General features: G+C 40.3%; 15 protein-coding genes. 11 read left to right on the top strand and 4 right to left on the bottom strand.

Annotated elements, in window-relative coordinates; all coding sequences use genetic code 11:
• Window positions 1-40 precede the first annotated feature (40 nt).
• Entirely contained in the window at window positions 41-3,238 is a 3,198-nt protein-coding gene (locus WG954_RS03155; RefSeq protein WP_340433590.1) for a S41 family peptidase, read from the bottom strand.
• A 171-nt stretch (window positions 3,239-3,409) separates the two neighbouring features.
• On the opposite strand from WG954_RS03155, the gene WG954_RS03150 reads away from it, so the two are divergent.
• The 3 genes from WG954_RS03150 to WG954_RS03140 all read left to right on the top strand — a co-directional run bounded on the left by WG954_RS03150 (window position 3,410) and on the right by WG954_RS03140 (window position 6,177).
• Window positions 3,410-5,116, top strand: a complete 1,707-nt coding sequence (locus tag WG954_RS03150) for a M23 family metallopeptidase (RefSeq protein ID WP_340433588.1) — start codon at window positions 3,410-3,412, stop codon at window positions 5,114-5,116.
• 63 nt (window positions 5,117-5,179) lie between these two features.
• Entirely contained in the window at window positions 5,180-5,740 is a 561-nt protein-coding gene (bcp, locus tag WG954_RS03145; RefSeq protein WP_340433586.1) for a thioredoxin-dependent thiol peroxidase, read from the top strand.
• Window positions 5,741-5,793: 53 nt separating this feature from the next.
• Window positions 5,794-6,177: a hypothetical protein gene (locus tag WG954_RS03140; protein WP_340433584.1), complete on the top strand. Its 384-nt coding sequence runs from the start codon at window positions 5,794-5,796 to the stop codon at window positions 6,175-6,177.
• 4 nt (window positions 6,178-6,181) lie between these two features.
• Here WG954_RS03140 and WG954_RS03135 read toward each other — a convergent pair whose 3' ends face one another.
• The 3 genes from WG954_RS03135 to WG954_RS03125 all read right to left on the bottom strand — a co-directional run bounded on the left by WG954_RS03135 (window position 6,182) and on the right by WG954_RS03125 (window position 9,910).
• Window positions 6,182-7,540 carry a thioredoxin family protein gene (locus WG954_RS03135; RefSeq protein ID WP_340433581.1) on the bottom strand — a complete coding sequence of 453 codons (1,359 nt, stop codon included), beginning with the start codon at window positions 7,538-7,540 and terminating at the stop codon, window positions 6,182-6,184.
• A 78-nt stretch (window positions 7,541-7,618) separates the two neighbouring features.
• A complete protein-coding gene (locus tag WG954_RS03130) occupies window positions 7,619-9,070 on the bottom strand; it encodes an NADP-dependent isocitrate dehydrogenase (protein ID WP_340433578.1) in 1,452 nt (483 codons plus the stop codon).
• 99 nt (window positions 9,071-9,169) lie between these two features.
• Window positions 9,170-9,910 (bottom strand): biotin--[acetyl-CoA-carboxylase] ligase, encoded by a 741-nt coding sequence (locus WG954_RS03125; RefSeq protein WP_340433575.1) that lies wholly within the window; start codon window positions 9,908-9,910, stop codon window positions 9,170-9,172.
• A 101-nt stretch (window positions 9,911-10,011) separates the two neighbouring features.
• On the opposite strand from WG954_RS03125, the gene rsfS reads away from it, so the two are divergent.
• From rsfS to WG954_RS03085, 8 genes are all read left to right on the top strand, one after another.
• Window positions 10,012-10,422 carry a ribosome silencing factor gene (gene rsfS / locus WG954_RS03120; RefSeq protein WP_340433572.1) on the top strand — a complete coding sequence of 137 codons (411 nt, stop codon included), beginning with the start codon at window positions 10,012-10,014 and terminating at the stop codon, window positions 10,420-10,422.
• Between the two features lie 93 nt (window positions 10,423-10,515).
• Window positions 10,516-12,564 (top strand): ATP-dependent zinc metalloprotease FtsH, encoded by a 2,049-nt coding sequence (gene ftsH, locus WG954_RS03115; protein WP_340433569.1) that lies wholly within the window; start codon window positions 10,516-10,518, stop codon window positions 12,562-12,564.
• Window positions 12,565-12,569: 5 nt separating this feature from the next.
• Window positions 12,570-13,205: a LutC/YkgG family protein gene (locus WG954_RS03110; protein WP_340433567.1), complete on the top strand. Its 636-nt coding sequence runs from the start codon at window positions 12,570-12,572 to the stop codon at window positions 13,203-13,205.
• A 174-nt stretch (window positions 13,206-13,379) separates the two neighbouring features.
• A complete protein-coding gene (locus tag WG954_RS03105) occupies window positions 13,380-13,805 on the top strand; it encodes a gamma-glutamylcyclotransferase family protein (RefSeq protein ID WP_340433566.1) in 426 nt (141 codons plus the stop codon).
• 34 nt (window positions 13,806-13,839) lie between these two features.
• Entirely contained in the window at window positions 13,840-14,598 is a 759-nt protein-coding gene (locus WG954_RS03100; RefSeq protein WP_340433565.1) for a UDP-2,3-diacylglucosamine diphosphatase, read from the top strand.
• Between the two features lie 29 nt (window positions 14,599-14,627).
• Complete coding sequence (locus WG954_RS03095) at window positions 14,628-15,395, top strand: hypothetical protein (protein ID WP_340433564.1); 768 nt, start codon at window positions 14,628-14,630, stop codon at window positions 15,393-15,395.
• A gap of 34 nt (window positions 15,396-15,429) precedes the next feature.
• Window positions 15,430-16,497 (top strand): mechanosensitive ion channel family protein, encoded by a 1,068-nt coding sequence (locus tag WG954_RS03090; RefSeq protein WP_340433563.1) that lies wholly within the window; start codon window positions 15,430-15,432, stop codon window positions 16,495-16,497.
• Between the two features lie 4 nt (window positions 16,498-16,501).
• Window positions 16,502-17,035 carry a GNAT family N-acetyltransferase gene (locus tag WG954_RS03085; protein WP_340433561.1) on the top strand — a complete coding sequence of 178 codons (534 nt, stop codon included), beginning with the start codon at window positions 16,502-16,504 and terminating at the stop codon, window positions 17,033-17,035.
• Window positions 17,036-17,057: the final 22 nt, after the last annotated feature.

Below are 17,057 nucleotides of genomic sequence, written 5' to 3'. Positions count from 1 at the left end.
CAGTGGCGTTGCTAAGTACTTCTAACTTGGTATCTCGTACTTACTTTGTTTCTTTCATTAATTCTTTCACAGCTGTTTCTAACTGCTGATCATTACCCATACTTACTTTTTCATTTTCGGGTTTCACTTTAATGTCTGGGTCGGTCTGAGCGTTTTCAAGATACTTACCATTGGCATCTTTACAACCAACAGTCGGAGCACCCCAACGGATACCGGTATCCATCAAGCTTTCCCATGCAGCAAATGAACAGGTGCCGGGCACAGGCATACCAACCAGCTTGCCAATACCAACTTCCTTCACCATGTATGCATAACAATGTCCGTCACTGTAGTTGCCTTCATTCGCTAATGAAATACTTGGTTTGGTCCATCGGAAGTTTGGTTCAAAACCATTGCTGCGTGTATCAGTTGCATAGTCCATAAACTTTTTACCGCTTAAGAACATCGCTAAGTCAGCAACAAGATCACCACCACCGTTATTGCGTGTATCAACTACAATTCCTTTTTTCTGGAAATGTTTACCCATGATGTCTTCGTAAGTTGTACGGAATGCACCATCGTTCATACCGGGTATATGTACATAACCCAATGTGCCGTTACTCATTTTATCTACTTCATCGGCATTTCGTTTTACCCAACGTGCATACAGCAAGCGGTTCTCTTCGCCTAAAGAAACCGGTTTAATAATGAGTTCACGTTTTGTATTTCCTTCAACCAACACCAGCAATGTATTTTTACCAGCTTTGCGGTTGAGGTATTGTGCAATGTCTTTATCGGCAGTGATGATCTCTCCATCAATTGATTCAATAATGGTTCCTGCTTTTACATTCATGCCAGCTTTATCTAACGGACCATCTTTGATCACTTCAAGAATTTTAATACCATTTCCCTTGTGTGTAAAATCATAGAAGATGCCAAGTGCAGCAGTTGCATCTGCATTAGGGTTAGGTACACCACCATAAGCAGCACCACTATGACTTACATTTAATTCTCCGAGTAACTCGCTTAGCAATTCACTCATTTCATAGTTGTTACCTATGTCTGGTAAATGTTTTTCGTAATCAGGTTTGTAACTATCCCAATCAATTCCGTGGAACGATTGTGTATAGAATGTATTCTTTGTTCTGCGCCACACATGATCAAATTGGTATTGACGTTCTTTCAATCCATCTACCATCATTTCACCATTGATAGTAATGCGGTCTTGCTTACTGCTGACGGGGTCGATCTTTATAAAACCACCATCTGTATTCAGGAAAATGTTTTTCTGATCTTTATCCCATACCATGTTTGCAAAACCTGCATTCAACGGAATCAGCATTTTTGTTTCACGTGTGCGGAGATTGGTTGTCCATAAATTCATACCACGTTCAAAACGTGCCAGGTAATAAAGTGTTTCACCATCTTTACTAACCAACGCATCACCCATTGATGAAGAGTGAATAGTGAGTTTGGTTTTACGTTGACTCAAACCATCCCAGTCAATCACCACTGAATCTTTTGCTGGTTTCTTTTTTGTTGAATCAGCCTTTGCTTTATTCTCTTCTGTTTCTTTTAATAAGGCAGCATCTTCTTTGCTTAATTTAAAACGATCGAATGCATCCTGTGTGAAGAACATAGCATATGCATCGGCCTGCGATCCGCCAGCCATTGCTGCACCACGCAATCCATCACGGTTGCTGAACCATAACATCGCCTTACCGCCATTGATCCATTTGGCATTATAATCGCCAAAACCACTTTGCGTAAGGTTTTCAATTTTTTTACCATCTGCACTTACAATACCCACTTCACCAACTGCACTCCCGGGCATTGCATAGTCAAACAATAACCATTTGCCATCAGGACTCCATTGGAAGTACTGATCGTTTTCTGTCCATGCAAATAAATGATCGCCTGTTAAAATAGTACGGCTTTGTTTTGATGCGATATTATAAATGCGGAGTTGGTTACGATTTTCAATGAATGCAATTTCTTTTCCATCGGGTGAATAAGAAGGTTGTGTATTGGTGTTTTTATTTTCAAGCACCGGCGTTTCTTTTAACACGGTAGATGCATAGAAGTAAGGCTCTTCCTTGCGTTCCATTTTTGTTTCGTAAATACTCCACTTGCCATTACGTTCACTGCAATAAATAATGCTTTTACCATCGGGTGCAAACTGCACACTTGTTTCTGCTTCAGGTGTATTGGTAATACGTTTTGTAATGCCACCTTCCACACTTGTTACAAATACTTCACCACGATACACAAATGCAATTTCTTTTCCATTTGATGCCGGACTCATACCGCCACCTGTTGCTACACGATATACCTGCTCCCTGTTATTACGGGCATCAGCTAAAATCGCAACACTTAGTTTTTGTGCTGATGATCCCGGCTTCATGGTATAGATCTCTCCATCGTAACTGTAACAAAGCAAACCATCGTTACTGCTGCTGAGGAAACGTACGGGATGTTTTTTGTATGAAGTAAGTTTTTCTGATTTGCCACCACTCATATTCATCTTATGTACATTGAACGATCCACTTTCTTCACTCAAATAATAAAAACCGCTTTCATCGCTTGTGAACACAGGGCTTCTGTCCTCACCATTGAATGAAGTGATCTGCTTATGTGTGTTGGTTTTGAAATCATATAAAACGATATCTCTTGTAATAGCTGATGTATGATGTTTGCGCCAGATGTTTTCGCCACCTACTTTGTTATGATAGATAAGCTTGCTTCCATCTTTACTGAACTTTACTTCTTCGGCAGGTGTGGTAAATAGTTGTGCTACTCTTCCTCCGTTAATGGAAACGCTGTATAGCTCTGTCATATAACCCGCAGGGAATTGTCGGTTTGTTGGAAGATCCATTCTGGTACCGCCAAACACTACACTTTTATTGTCGTTGGTAAAACTGTAAGGATATTCTGCAGATGAATGATAGGTGAGACGTTTTGCTTCACCGCCTTCAACGGGAATAACAAATACATCAAAATTGCCATACCGGTCGCTGGCAAAAGCAATGCTCTTGCTATCCTTGCTCCACACAGGCATAAAGTCGTGAGCTTCGTGCAGAGTTAACGGAGCTGCGGTACCACCGGTTGATGCTATTTTGTACAGATCGCCTTTATAGGTAAACACAATTGTTTTACCATCGGGCGAAATGGAGGGATAACGTAACCAGGTTGGCGTTTGGGCAAATGCAAAGGCACTGAGTCCTAAAACGGCCAGTGCAGACAGGATAATTTTTTTCATACTTGAATTGTTGTGGAACTTTAAAGATAAATTGAAAACGCACCGGATAAAAAGAATTTGATGGGTGGCATTTCTGTGTTCATTTGAGTGAATCTCTGATCTCATTGATTTTCCACCGTGTCTTAACATATTCATCTGCGGTCAATCTTTCATCTTTCTTATTTTTGCCGCATGGTCAAACACTTTTTCAGTTTCTGTTTTTCATTCTTTGTTTTTCATGTAGCATCTGCTCAATTGTTTCCTCAGCAAAATTATCCAACCAATTATTTTCGTTATCCACTGGATATTGCGTTAAAACTGAATGCAAATTTCGGAGAAATGCGGCCCAATCATTTTCACATGGGGCTTGATCTGTTTACACTTCGCCGTGAAAATTTGCCCGTATATGCACCGGCAGATGGATGGATCTCAAAAGTAAAAGTAGATCCCAATGGTTTTGGTAATGCTATTTATGTAGGTCATCCAAATGGTTATACAACTTTGTATTGTCACATGAATACGTTTCCTACAAAAGTTTTGCAGGCCATGAAAGAAGGACAGTATGCAAAACAAAGCTGGAAAGGAGATGTAGAGTTTGCAAAAAATGAATTCCCTGTAAAGAAAAATGAACTTTTGGCCTACAGTGGAAATACAGGTGCATCTGCAGGTCCGCATGTTCATTATGAGATCCGCAGAACCGATGATGATGCGTGTTTGAATGCATTGCTCTTTCATCGTGTACATGATGTTACGCCTCCTGATATAACAAAACTTGCAATTTACGATCGCACAAAAAGTACATACGAGCAAACACCCAGAACTATGATGTTAACACGTGCTGCCGGCGGGTATAGTGTGGCTGGTGGTACAATTACAGTAAGCAGTGAAGCAGTTTCATTTGCAATTGTATCAACCGATCGTATTACTGGTGTACCGAATGCCAATGGAATTTTTGAAGCGGTGGTTTATGTTGATGAAGAACCCATCAGTGGATTTCAGATTGACGGCATTGATTATTTGCAAACACGTTACCTCAATGCACATATTGATTATCGTATAAAAACAAATGGAGGCTCTTACTATCAACATTTGTCTCCGCTGCCCGGTGATCGCTTACCGATTTATTTTAGAAAAGATGATGGGCTGATTCATCTGAATGATACGGTAACTCACCAGGTAAAAATTGTTGTAAAGGATGCAAACAATAATGCATCAACACTTCGGTTTAATCTGAAACGCTCTGCAACGGTACCGCCAGCTGCCAACATACAGAAAGACAGCAGGTATATGCTACCCAACCAGATAAATGTTTTTGAACAGGCCGATGTGCAAATGGTGAGCAGTGAAAAAAGTTTTTATGATGCTTTCCGTTTTGTATACAATTATAAAACAAGTGCTACCGCTTATTCCAATATTCATGTGATGCATTCGCCATTGATACCTGCGCATGATTCAATGATATTTCGCATAAGGCCCAACAAAGAAATTCCTGCAAGTGCACGCAATCGGGTGATCATGATCCATAACGCCAAAGGGAAAATGGTTGTGGAAAGAGCGGCGTTTGTAAAAGGATGGTACGAAGCGAAGTCACGTGACTTTGGTGAATTTTGGCTGGAAGTGGATGAAGTGCCTCCCACACTTGCAGTTGCAGGTGTGGTTGATGGTGGCACAGTTGGGAATGGATCAACAATTACCTGTACAGTTGCAGATAATAAAAAAGCGATCTATAGTTTTCGTGCAGAGCTCGATGGTGAATGGTTAATGTTCAGTGGGCTTGGCCCCGTATTTCGTTACAGGGTTGATGAGCATTGTCCGCCCGGTGAACATGAACTCAAGTTGAGAGTGGAAGATGAAGCAGGAAATGTTACGGAACGAGTGATCAGGTTTACGAGAAAATAAAAGAACATTTCCTTACCTGTTCGAACAAATCAGAAGCATTCGTGTTTTTCTCAAAAAAAGATAATGGCAACAAATAAGAAATCAGTGTTTAAAAAAGCAGCAGTAAAAGCAACGGCCAAAGCTGCAAAGAAAGAACCTTTCAAGAATTATGTAACGAAGTTAAGAGTAGGTGATAAAGCTCCTGCGTTTAAAGGGGTTGACCAGGACGGTAAGAAAATTTCTTCTGCTGAATATAAAGGTAAAAAACTGATCCTCTTTTTTTATCCTGAAGATGATACACTGAGCTGTACACAGGAAGCCTGCAACCTGCGTGACAATTACAGCATGTTAAAAGAAATGGGTTTTGAATTGATTGGCATCAGTGAAGACGGCGTGGAGAAACACAAGAAGTTTGAAACAAAATATAATCTTCCTTATCGCCTAATTGCGGATGAAGATCATGCAGTGATCAATGCCTACGATGTGTGGGGCAAGAAACAATTCATGGGTAAAATATATGACGGACTAGTGCGCACAAGTTTTGTCATCAACGAAAAAGGAATCATCACCGGTATTGTTACTCGTGTACTCACCAAAAAACATACTGACCAACTTTTAAAAGTTATAGAAGAGGCAACCATCTAAGCTGTTCTGCCGTTCATCAGGTTATAGGTATCATAACTTTTAAATTATTCAATATGAAATGGCTTGTAGTTTGCTCAACGCTGTTAGCGTTATGCTTTGTTTATTCCTGTAAAAAATCTGGTGGTGATACAACGGGAGGTAATAATGGCGGTGGAGGTGGGGGTACTACCTATACTCCTAATTGTACAAGTGCGGCCATACAGTTTTCTGCTAACGTATTGCCAATTATCCAGTCGAGTTGTGCTGTAAGTGGCTGTCATAACTCAGGTTCGGGAAATGGCCCTGGTGAGTTATCAACCCATGCGCAGATCAGTGCTGCAAAAACTCAGATAAGAGCTGCTGTGTTGAGTGGATCTATGCCAAAGTCGGGCACATTAACTGCTGCTCAAAAGAATTCAATCATTTGCTGGATTGATGCAGGTGCGGCAAATAATTAATTATCTAATTGTTTGTGTCCTGATTAAGGAAGGCTCCTTTTTTTAATGCTTCAATTTTTGGGATAAGCCAGTCGGCAGATAATCCTCTTGAACGGAATCGGTCAAGAGCAAACTCCAGTGTTTTAATAGCTTCATCAATGCGATTTAATTTCTGGAGAACTTTTGCTTTGTCTTCGTAAGAGTTACCATCCTCATTTAGTTCAATGGCCCTGTTAATGTACGTAAGCGTTTTTTCGAGTTTCACAGGGTCTTTTGTACTATTTAGCATCATCAAACTGATTTCTCTTAATTCTGCTGAAATCTTTGAACCAACTGTCGGATGTGCAACTGTTTTCTTTGTTACAACAGAACCGCCAGTTGTTTTTTCAACAATAGATTTAGTTTCTGCAAACAACCGAACCAGTTCCAAACTGTCGTTCCTTTTTATGTCTTCTTTTGACTGGTTCATAAGGAATCTGTCAGCATAAGCACGTGCATGAGCATATATTCGAAAGGTATCCTTTACGCCAAGATAAAAGTATAGTATTTGTTTTTCACCTGCTTTTATCCCCTCGTCAATATTTGTAGTGTAAGTACTGCGGGTGAATGCAGCTACTTTGTATGCGAACGAACTGTTTTTTGTGATGATGGCATGCATTCTCGATTTGTTGATAATAAGTTGATTAATACGAATTCTTTCTGCAAGTGGATTTGTATTCCAACAACTATCGAAAATAATTTGATTTTTACGCATCACACTGTCGGCTCTTGATGTTAGCAGTGGAGATGTTTTAATTAGGAACGCAACATTATTTGAGGTGTACAAGCTATCATCAGGTAATAAAGAAAGATAAATAGTTGTTAGTTGATCATGTGATTGATTAAACTTGATTTTATATAGGATCAACTCTTTAATTTTTTCAAGGCTTCTTTCACCTTTCTTATAGTCTTCTTCTAAGTTTTGAAAATAGGCGTAGTCGTAATTTTTTTCAGTTGCTTTTTTTATTTCGTTCACATAGGTTAAGCTAGAAGAAGATGTGCCGGTGTACTTATGTAAAAGATCGCCTGATGAATTAAAGAACAGGCTACCAAAACTTAAAAAGTACTGACGTGATAAAACTTTCCAATCCGGGTCAGTTGCTTTGAATGTAACGGCAATAAATTCTTTCTTCAGTAGGTCACTTACATCAGAAGAGCTTAATCCTTTTGTGCCTACTTCGTTACATTGGTCACAGGTTGGGCTTTGCAGTTGTACAAAAAGAATTTTCTTCTTCTTCTTTGCTTTTTGCAATGCCTCTTCATAGGTAAGGGGTTCAAATTTTATTTGGCCATAAATGCCGACGCAGCATAACAAAAGAAGGAGTGAGGTGAATATTTTTTTCATGGTGTCTCAAATTAAAACAGGGATTCATGTGAACCCCTGTGAAGATATATTTTTTCATGTATACTTTAAACTAGTATGTTACTGCCCCTGCGCCAAACTATACGCTTTCTTATCGCCCCACATATTCAGTAATTCAAATGAACAGATCTTGAAATTACCGCTCATGCTCACATACAATCCAATTACATCTTGTTGATTCAGCGGATAATCTTCAATACTTTCAAAACGTACATTGTATTGATTTACTAAGTTGGTATAAACAGAACCTGTTGGCCAAACCTGTGTACCACGGTTGCTGATGCTTACTAATTTAAACTTTACACCTGCATGGCGCTGACATTTTTCAGCAATAGCTGTTGGTTGTTCATCGCTTTCGATAAACAGATCAACACCAACAATGGTTTCAGCTTCGCCTTCTTTTGATACCATCATGGAATTATATTCCAATTTTAATGGTGTAGGAGTGCCCGGTTTATTAGGAATAATTTCCCTGCCGCCACTTTGAGGTTTCTTGCCAAAATTGCCAATGATAGCTTCTGCAAACTGTGTAGTATTTACTGCAGGAATAGATTTATCACCAAAATCACCCGTATGAATTCCATTCTCCAATGTGTACAGCAATGCATTTTCAATCAATCCTGCATTTTCTGTTAAACCAAGATGACGAAGCATGGCCAAACCACTCAACAATAAAGCCGTTGGGTTTGCAATATTTTTTCCTGCAATATCTGGTGCTGTACCATGCACTGCTTCAAAAATGGAAATATGATCACCAATATTTGCACTTGGTGCAAAACCTAAACCACCAACTAAACCGGCACAAAGATCACTCACAATATCACCTTGCAGATTGGTTAATACCACCACATCAAACAGATCGGGTCGTGTAACCAATTTCATACACAAGTCATCTACAATAATATCATCTGCTTTCAATTCAGGATATTCTTTCGCTACTTCATGAAAACACTCAAGGAACAATCCATCGGTGATCTTCATGATGTTTGCTTTATGACCACAGGTAATCCGTTTTGCATTTTTCTGCCTTGCCATTTCAAACGCATAACGGATTACCTGCATACTGCCGGGGCGTGTGATGAAACGACGGCTCAATGCCACATCATGGGTAAGCATGTGCTCAATACCGCCATACGTATCTTCAATATTTTCACGAACTACCGTAATGTCGATTGGAATACCGGCTTTGCTGAATACTGTATCAACACCATGCAGTGTTTGGAAATCACGTTTGTTGGCGTAAGTATTCCAGGTTTTGCGTGCCGTAACATTAATACTCTTTACACCTTTGCCTTTGGGGGTTTCCATCGGTCCTTTAAAAAGAAGACCTAATGCTTCAATGGTTTGTTTGGCTTCCGGCGTCATACCGTTGTTGAAACCTTTATCGAATACCCATTTACCCATATCCACCGTTTCATATTCCAACGGAACTTTGTTGGCATCAAAAATGGATAATACAGCTTCCATAATTTCCGGGCCTATTCCATCGCCTTTAGCTACAGCAATTTTCATGTGTTATTATTTTAATTTAGTCTGATGATTATCGAGAGTCGCAAAGGTAACATCCGTTAGGACTTAGAAAAAATGAACTCATTAAAAATTCAATAAATCTCAAAGAAGCCATTCCACTTCGCCAAAATCAAAGCATTCTTCCACATCAATGCCCGTAATTAACTGGCCTGTTGAATTTACCCCTTTCACATTAGTTGATAGAATGCGGCTTTCTTTCTTTAACCGAACGGGTTGCTGCAGTTTATAGAGTTGACGATTATAGGTTTCAAAAATGCCGGCAAAGCCCTGCTGCTGCAGATGATCACATTCCTTTAAAACTGCTTTTTGTATGCAATGCGCCAATTGAAGCACATCAAAATCTTTTCCTGTTACTTGTTTTATGGAAACAGGATTTTTGAGCCCTTTGAATTCGGTTTGATTGACGTTGATGCCAATGCCGATCACGGCCCATTGCCATTGGCTGCCACGAACAACGTTTTCAATAAGAATTCCCCCTGTCTTTCTGTCACGCCAGTAAAGATCGTTGGGCCATTTAATTTTTGTTTCATCGCCTAAAACTTTCTCCAATTCATCTCTCACAGCCAAAGCAGTAGCCGCCAGCAATTGAAAACTTTGGGTAAGAAGCAATCCAGGTTTCACAATAATGGAGAAACTGAGGTTGGCGCCGGGTTCGGTTTCCCAAACTTTACCTCTTTGTCCTTTTCCCTTGGTTTGGTGGGCGGTACGAACGGTTAAACCATGCTGTGCCAGTCCTTCATGTATCAGCCCCATGGCATAGTTGTTGGTACTGTCCACTGAAGGAAGCTCAATCCATAAGTTATCTGATTTTTTAGGAAGCATGGTTACTGAAGATTGACTAATTTTGGACAAATTAAAAAGTAAAAAGCTGCGATGAAACGTCGTTAGCAAAAAACAGATTTATTCATTAAACCACCAAGCGATTGAGTACTTTATCTCTCTTAAATAACCGGAGCAAGGATTCTAAAAGCACTACGGCACGCATTAACCGAAACAGCAAATTATTTAAAACGATCATTCGGGCCATCCAGGAAAAAAAGGGTGAAAATGTTATTAGCCTCGATTTGCGGAAGATACCGGAAGCCGTTTCAGATTTTTTCATCATCTGCGAAGCAAGCAGTACCACACAGGTAAAAGCAATTGCCGACCATGTTGAATACCTGGTGAAAGAAGAATGTGGCGAAGGTCCTTACCGTCATGAAGGGATGAATGCCTTGCAATGGGTATTGGTGGATTATGTAAACGTGGTGGTGCATATTTTTCACCCCGAAACACGAAAATTTTACCGGCTTGAAGAAATGTGGAGTGATGCTGCAGCTGCCGACCATGAATAATGCCGCAGGAATAAATTAACAAAGCACCCGAAACATTTAGCCATTTATTTGTAATACTATCTGAAATCCCACAGACGGGAAAAAAACAACAAGATGAGTTTGAACCAAGGAAATAATACAGACAATAGCGGCGGTGATAAGAAAGACGGACGTAAACCGTTTCGTTTTAATATTTACTGGCTCTATGCATTAATCGCTGCCGTGTTGATCGGCTTTAATCTATACCGTGGCATTACACCCGACGCCATTCCCACTTCACAAGTTGTATTTGAGGACAGCATGCTCATGAAAGGCTATGTTGAGAAATACACCATTGTACGAAATAAGGACGTTGTAAGGGTTACACTTAAAACGGAAGCAGCAAACGATCCGGCTATCATTAAGATCGTAACAGCAAGAGAAGCTAAGGTGAAGATCGATAAAACCAAACCGCTCAACTTTGAGTTTACGGTTGCAGATCATAAAGAGTTTGATAAACGTATTCAGCAAATCATTACCACAAATACAGCGGTGACTGGTAAGCCGATTGCCAGTTACAGTACCGATGAGAACTGGTTAAGCCCTCTTATCAGTTTACTCCTTCCCATTCTTGTATTGATAGGCCTTTGGGTTTTACTCATGCGTAAGATGAACAGTGGTGGCGGGGCTGGCCCCGGTGGTGGCGGTATTTTCAATATCGGCAAATCAAAAGCCCAGTTGTTTGAAAAAGGAACAAGAGTAAACGTAACCTTTCAGGATGTGGCTGGTTTAGATGAAGCAAAAGTGGAAGTGATGGAGATCGTTGATTTCCTGAAACAACCTAAGAAATACACTGCACTCGGTGGTAAAATTCCAAAAGGCGCATTGCTGGTAGGCCCTCCCGGTACAGGTAAAACATTGCTAGCAAAAGCCATGGCGGGTGAAGCGCAAGTGCCTTTCTTCAGCATCAGTGGTTCCGATTTCGTGGAAATGTTTGTGGGTGTGGGTGCGAGCCGTGTGCGTGATTTGTTCAAACAGGCAAGAGAAAAAGCACCTTGTATCATCTTCATTGATGAGATCGATGCAATTGGTCGTGCCCGTGGAAGAAACGCCATTGTAAGTAACGACGAACGTGAAAATACATTGAACCAGTTGCTGGTTGAAATGGATGGATTTGGTGGCGATACCGGTATCATTATCCTTGCGGCAACAAACCGTCCTGATGTATTGGATCCTGCGTTGTTACGTCCGGGTCGTTTCGACAGACAAATCTCTATTGACCGTCCGGATGTAAAAGGTCGTGAACAGATCTTTAAAGTGCATCTGAAACCAATCAAAATTTCTGAAACACTCGATATTCATAAACTGGCTGAACAAACACCGGGTTTTGCCGGTGCAGATATTGCCAACGTTTGTAACGAAGCAGCATTGATCGCTGCACGTAAAGGAAAAGCGGCTGTTGATATGAGCGATTTCCAGGATGCCATTGATCGTGTAATCGGTGGTTTGGAAAAGAAGAACAAACTCATCAGCCCCGAGGAAAAAGAGATCATTGCTTACCACGAAGCTGGTCATGCAATATGCGGTTGGTATTTAGAACATGCCTACCCGTTATTAAAAGTAACCATCGTTCCAAGAGGAACGGCTGCGTTGGGTTATGCGCAATACACACCAAAAGAACAGTATCTCTATAACATCGAACAGTTGAACGATCAGATCTGTATGACCCTTGGCGGCCGTGCAAGTGAAGATATTTTCTTCGGTAAAATTTCAACAGGGGCAAGCAATGATCTGCAACAGATCACACGTATTGCTTATTCAATGATCACCGTGTACGGTATGAACGATAAGCTGGGTAACATCAGCTATTACGATCCTAACCAGGAACAAACATTCACAAAACCTTATAGCGAGAAAACAGCAGAGATGATCGATAACGAAGTTCGTTTGCTTATCGATTCTGCATATTTACGCACGAAGGCATTACTTACTGAGAAAAAGGAAGATGTTGAAAAACTGGCGAAGGCTTTATTGGAAAAAGAAGTGTTGTTCCAAAGTGATGTGGAAGCATTGATCGGTAAGCGTCCGTTTGAACATAAGAAGTTGTTGGATGAAGATAACGTTCCGGTGATGCATGCCGCAAATGTTGACAAGGAAGGTCGTGACTTGAAAGAATCATTATAATCAGTATGAGCATTTCTCCCGCAAAGGAAAATATTCTGAAAAAAATAAGACAGGCACTGAGTCATCCGGTGCCTGTTCCTTTTCCCCATAGTGAAGGAAACAGCAGCGTATTTCAACCACCGGTTGATGATATGGCTGTGCAGTTTGCACAGGAGTTTACTAAGCTACAAGGCAGGTTTGCATTTTGTGCTGATGAGCAGGATATGGCTGATCAACTCCTGCATTTGGCCGCCACCCGTAAATGGGATAAAGTGGTTTGCAGAGAGCAAAAGCTGATCGACATTTTTAAACAGCAAAAATTAGCGATCAATTTTCATAATAACCTGGCCGATTCGGATGTGAGTTTAACTACTTGCGAATTATTGGTGAGTCGCACGGGCACAATGGTATTGAGCACAGCTAATGAAAGTGGACGTACTACAAGTGTGTATGCACCTATTCATGTTTGCATCGCTTACAGCAGCCAGTTAGTGTATGATCTCAAAGATGCATTGCTTGCACTTCGTGAAAAGTACAATGGTCAGTTGCCGTCCTTCATCAGTTTTGCAACCGGCCCCAGCCGTACTGCTGATATTGAAAAAACTTTGGTGGTGGGTGTGCATGGTCCCAAGGAAGTGTATGTGTTTTTGATTGATGGATAGAGTTTCAGGAATTGGTAATTTGATATTTGGGATTTGGATTTTTCTTAGTGGATTTTCTTTCATGTCTTTTCGTCTCTTCTCTTGTGCCTTGCACCCTGATTCTTTATTCTTGGATATTGCTATTTGGACATTGGATTTTCATTCCTTGTGCCCCGCACTTTGTATCTTTAAGGCATGAATAATGCCATACAATTAATATTTGTTTACGGAAGTTTACGCAGAGGTTTTCATGGCCCTGCTTTTCAATATATCGCTCCTTACTTTAAGCACCTTGCCGATGGAAAAGTGAAAGGCAAGTTGTATGATCTTGGTGAATATCCCGCCGCATTACCAACTACAGATGATCATTTTATTATTGGCGAATTGTATGAAGCCAATTCACCCGATGAATTCGACTGGGCCATCAGCCAGTTAGATGATTATGAAGGAGTGCATCCCGAAGAAGGTGAAGTGCAGTTATACGAACGGGCACTCACAACCGTGTACACTGATAATGGCGAGTTTTCTGCGTGGATCTATTGGTATAAGTGCGATGTAACAGATAAGCCTGTTATTGAAAGTGGCGATGTGCTTGAATACATGAGGCAAAAAGCAAAATAGCAACGGTGTTCCGCAGCTTCTTTATATTTGTTTGATGCAACTTCCTCCCGGTAAAAAAATATATTTTCTTTCCGATTTTCATTTGGGGGCACCCAACTATGAACAGAGTCTTGTTCGTGAAAAAAAGATCGTTCAGTTTTTAGATGAGATCAAACACAATGCTGCGGTTATTTTTATTGTGGGTGATATGTTTGATTTCTGGTATGAATATCGCACAGTGGTTCCCAAAGGTTATGTACGATTGCTGGGAAAGCTGGCTGAGTTAACTGATGCAGGAATACCGATTCATTTCTTTGTTGGCAATCATGATATGTGGATGAACGATTATTTGCAGAAAGAACTGAACATCCCGGTTTATCATGAACCAAAGGAATTTGAGTTTGCAGGTAAATCATTTTTGATTGGTCATGGTGATGGATTAGGTCCCGGCGATCATGGGTATAAAATGCTGAAGAAGGTTTTTCGTAATCCTGTTTGCCAATGGCTTTTTGGTATTCTGCCGCCATACGTTGGTGTTGGCTTAGCCAATTATCTCAGCCGGAGAAGCCGTGCACAAACAGGCGCAACCGAAGAAAAGTTCTTAGGCGAAGACAATGAATGGCTCATAGTTTACAGCAAAGAGGTGTTGCAGCAAAAAAAAGTTGATTTTTTTGTGTTTGGACATAGACACCTGCCCATTGATTTTCGTCTTTCTGATAAAAGCCGTTATATAAACCTCGGCGATTGGATACGTTATTTCAGCTATGCATCGTTTGATGGTGAACAACTTGAACTGATTTATTATAAAAAATGAGACTCGTCCTTTCCATAACCTGTTTTCTCTTGGCAAACTTTTGTGTTGCGCAAAATGCTGTGTTTACAGAAGTAAAAACGGTGGAAGGTGAATACATCGATTTCAGCATTGATAATCTCGGCAACTATTACCTGCTTTCAAAAAACAATCAGCTTAAGAAACTGAATGCAAATGGTGATTCAATGGGTGTGTTCAATGATGTGCGCAGGTATGGCAAACTTTATTCCATTGATGCAACCAATCCGTTGAAAGTATTGCTTTATTATAAAAGCTTTGCAACGGTAGTTGTGCTTGATCGTTTTTTAAACAGCGTTAATACCATTGATTTGCGCAAGCAAGACATTTTCCAGGCAAAAGCAATTGCACAGAGTTATGATAACAATATTTGGGTGTATGATGAACAGGTAAGCAAACTCAAAAAAATTGGTGAAGATGGAAAGGTGCTGAGTGAGACAGTTGATTTCCGAATCATCTTCGATGAAGTGCCCAACCCAACACATATTTTCGACCAGGATGGTTTTGTGTATCTCTACGACCCTGAAAAAGGAATTTATGTATTTGATATTTATGGTTCATTTAAAAACAAAATATCTTATAAAGGACTTACTGATCTTGCCATATTTGGTAAAACAATTGTCGGTATTGATGGCCCGCAATTACTGGCTTATACAACCGGTACACTCACCGAAAAGAAATTAACCCTGCCTGCGTTTTTACAGGTGAGGGAAAAAGCGGTGATCAGGCCCGGCCACTTTTACCTGTTGCAGAACGGAGCAATTCTGCATTACACATTTTAACCGCAATTAAATCTGCCGAACATTATTTTTGCATATGCCTGAATTTTTGCAAACGCTTGTATTCGATAACCCGCTCATCAGTTATTTATGGATCGCTGGTATTCTGCTGGCGATGTTTTTATTGAAAGGAATTGTATCAAGATTCTTGTGTGGGCTTCTGTATGGTTTTTTTCCGGGAGCAAAAAAATATGTTACCCGCCAACAGTTTATTGCATTGGTGTTGATACCAATGGAGTGGTTTGTGGTGTGGATGGTGGTTATCTTCTCGTTTCATAAACTCAACTTTCCATCGGTGCTTGATGTTGAGTTGTATAAGATCACCTCAAAAGAAATTATTGAAGCAACCGGTAAAGCAATACTTGTTGTGTTCTTCATACGACTGTTGCGCAGGTTCATTGATTTTATTGCACTGGTGTTTAAGGCAAAGGCTGATCAAACACCCGACCAGAGCGATAATCAACTGGTTGTTTTTTTCCGGGATTTTTTTAAAGTGGTTGCCATTATTATCGGCATTATCATGTTTTCGAAGTTTGTTTTCAACTTCGACATTTCAAGTCTTATTACAGGGCTGAGTATTGTTACTGCAGCTGTTGCACTCGCTACAAGAGAAAGTCTTGAAAACCTTATTGCATCATTCATCATCTTCTTTGATAAGCCATTTACTTTAGGTGATCTTGTAAAAGTAGAAGGTGTAACAGGTACTGTTGAAAAGATCGGCTTACGTAGCACACGCATCAGAACAGAACAAAAGACGTTCTTAACAATGCCCAACAAGAAAATGGTGGATAGCATTCTTGACAACCTTACGCTTCGCACACAACGCAAAGCAGAGATACGTCTTGAGTTAAATGTGAAAACTACAGCCAAACAAATCGACGACCTGATCGGTAAGATTGAAATGCTATTGCAGCAACAGGAAGAAATTGAAAACAGCACAGTTGTACTGAACGAGCTTGGTTCAAAATCACTTATTCTTCAGGTTGACTATTTTACACAAACCATTGAGTTTGCACTCTTCCAGGAGATTAAACAAACCATCAATTTAAATATCCTGCGGATGATGGAAGGACTTGGCATTGAGTTCACAGGCAACCAACCGTAAAACGATGATCAACTTACAACCTGTTCTAGAAAATGAACTGATCCTGTTGCAACCATTGCAGCAAAATGATTTTGAACGATTATATGCAGTGGCATCAGATCCTTTGATATGGGAACAGCATCCCAACAAAGACCGATACAAAAGGGAAGTATTTCAAACCTATTTTGAAGGAGCCATGGAGTCAAAAGGAGCTTTGTTGCTTATTGATAAGTTGACCGGTGGAGTAGCAGGCAGTTCACGCTTTTATGACTATAATGAAACTGAAAGTTCTTTGCTCATCGGTTATACGTTTATTGCACGGAAGTTTTGGGGCAAGGCTTATAACCCGGCAATGAAAACATTAATGATCGATCATGCATTTCAATATGTCGATAAGATTCTTTTTCATATTGGTGCTAACAATACACGTTCACAAATTGCCATCGGAAGAATTGGTGCGGTGAAGCAAAAAGAAATTTCTGTTGCTTATCATGGTGAACCGGAGAAATTGAATTTTGAATACTTCCTTACAAAAAAAATGTGGAAACCGGAGTCATAAAAAAATGCAACCAGTTAACTGA

This window comes from Lacibacter sp. H375, from assembly GCF_037892425.1.
Classification (GTDB): Bacteria; Bacteroidota; Bacteroidia; order Chitinophagales; family Chitinophagaceae; genus Lacibacter.
This window is presented reverse-complemented; position numbering and strand designations above follow the sequence as displayed.

Bases quoted from the DNA above. Each gene is read 5' to 3' on its own strand.
- WG954_RS03100 (WP_340433565.1), top strand. From the start codon at position 13,840: ATGCAACTTCCTCCCGGTAAAAAAATATATTTTCTTTCCGATTTTCAT.
- WG954_RS03085 (WP_340433561.1), top strand. From the start codon at position 16,502: ATGATCAACTTACAACCTGTTCTAGAAAATGAACTGATCCTGTTGCAA.
- WG954_RS03110 (WP_340433567.1), top strand. From the start codon at position 12,570: ATGAGCATTTCTCCCGCAAAGGAAAATATTCTGAAAAAAATAAGACAG.
- WG954_RS03125 (WP_340433575.1), bottom strand. From the start codon at position 9,910: ATGCTTCCTAAAAAATCAGATAACTTATGGATTGAGCTTCCTTCAGTG.
- WG954_RS03105 (WP_340433566.1), top strand. From the start codon at position 13,380: ATGAATAATGCCATACAATTAATATTTGTTTACGGAAGTTTACGCAGA.
- WG954_RS03135 (WP_340433581.1), bottom strand. From the start codon at position 7,540: ATGAAAAAAATATTCACCTCACTCCTTCTTTTGTTATGCTGCGTCGGC.
- WG954_RS03150 (WP_340433588.1), top strand. From the start codon at position 3,410: ATGGTCAAACACTTTTTCAGTTTCTGTTTTTCATTCTTTGTTTTTCAT.
- WG954_RS03140 (WP_340433584.1), top strand. From the start codon at position 5,794: ATGAAATGGCTTGTAGTTTGCTCAACGCTGTTAGCGTTATGCTTTGTT.
- WG954_RS03090 (WP_340433563.1), top strand. From the start codon at position 15,430: ATGCCTGAATTTTTGCAAACGCTTGTATTCGATAACCCGCTCATCAGT.
- WG954_RS03130 (WP_340433578.1), bottom strand. From the start codon at position 9,070: ATGAAAATTGCTGTAGCTAAAGGCGATGGAATAGGCCCGGAAATTATG.
- bcp (WP_340433586.1), top strand. From the start codon at position 5,180: ATGGCAACAAATAAGAAATCAGTGTTTAAAAAAGCAGCAGTAAAAGCA.
- WG954_RS03155 (WP_340433590.1), bottom strand. From the start codon at position 3,238: ATGAAAAAAATTATCCTGTCTGCACTGGCCGTTTTAGGACTCAGTGCC.
- ftsH (WP_340433569.1), top strand. From the start codon at position 10,516: ATGAGTTTGAACCAAGGAAATAATACAGACAATAGCGGCGGTGATAAG.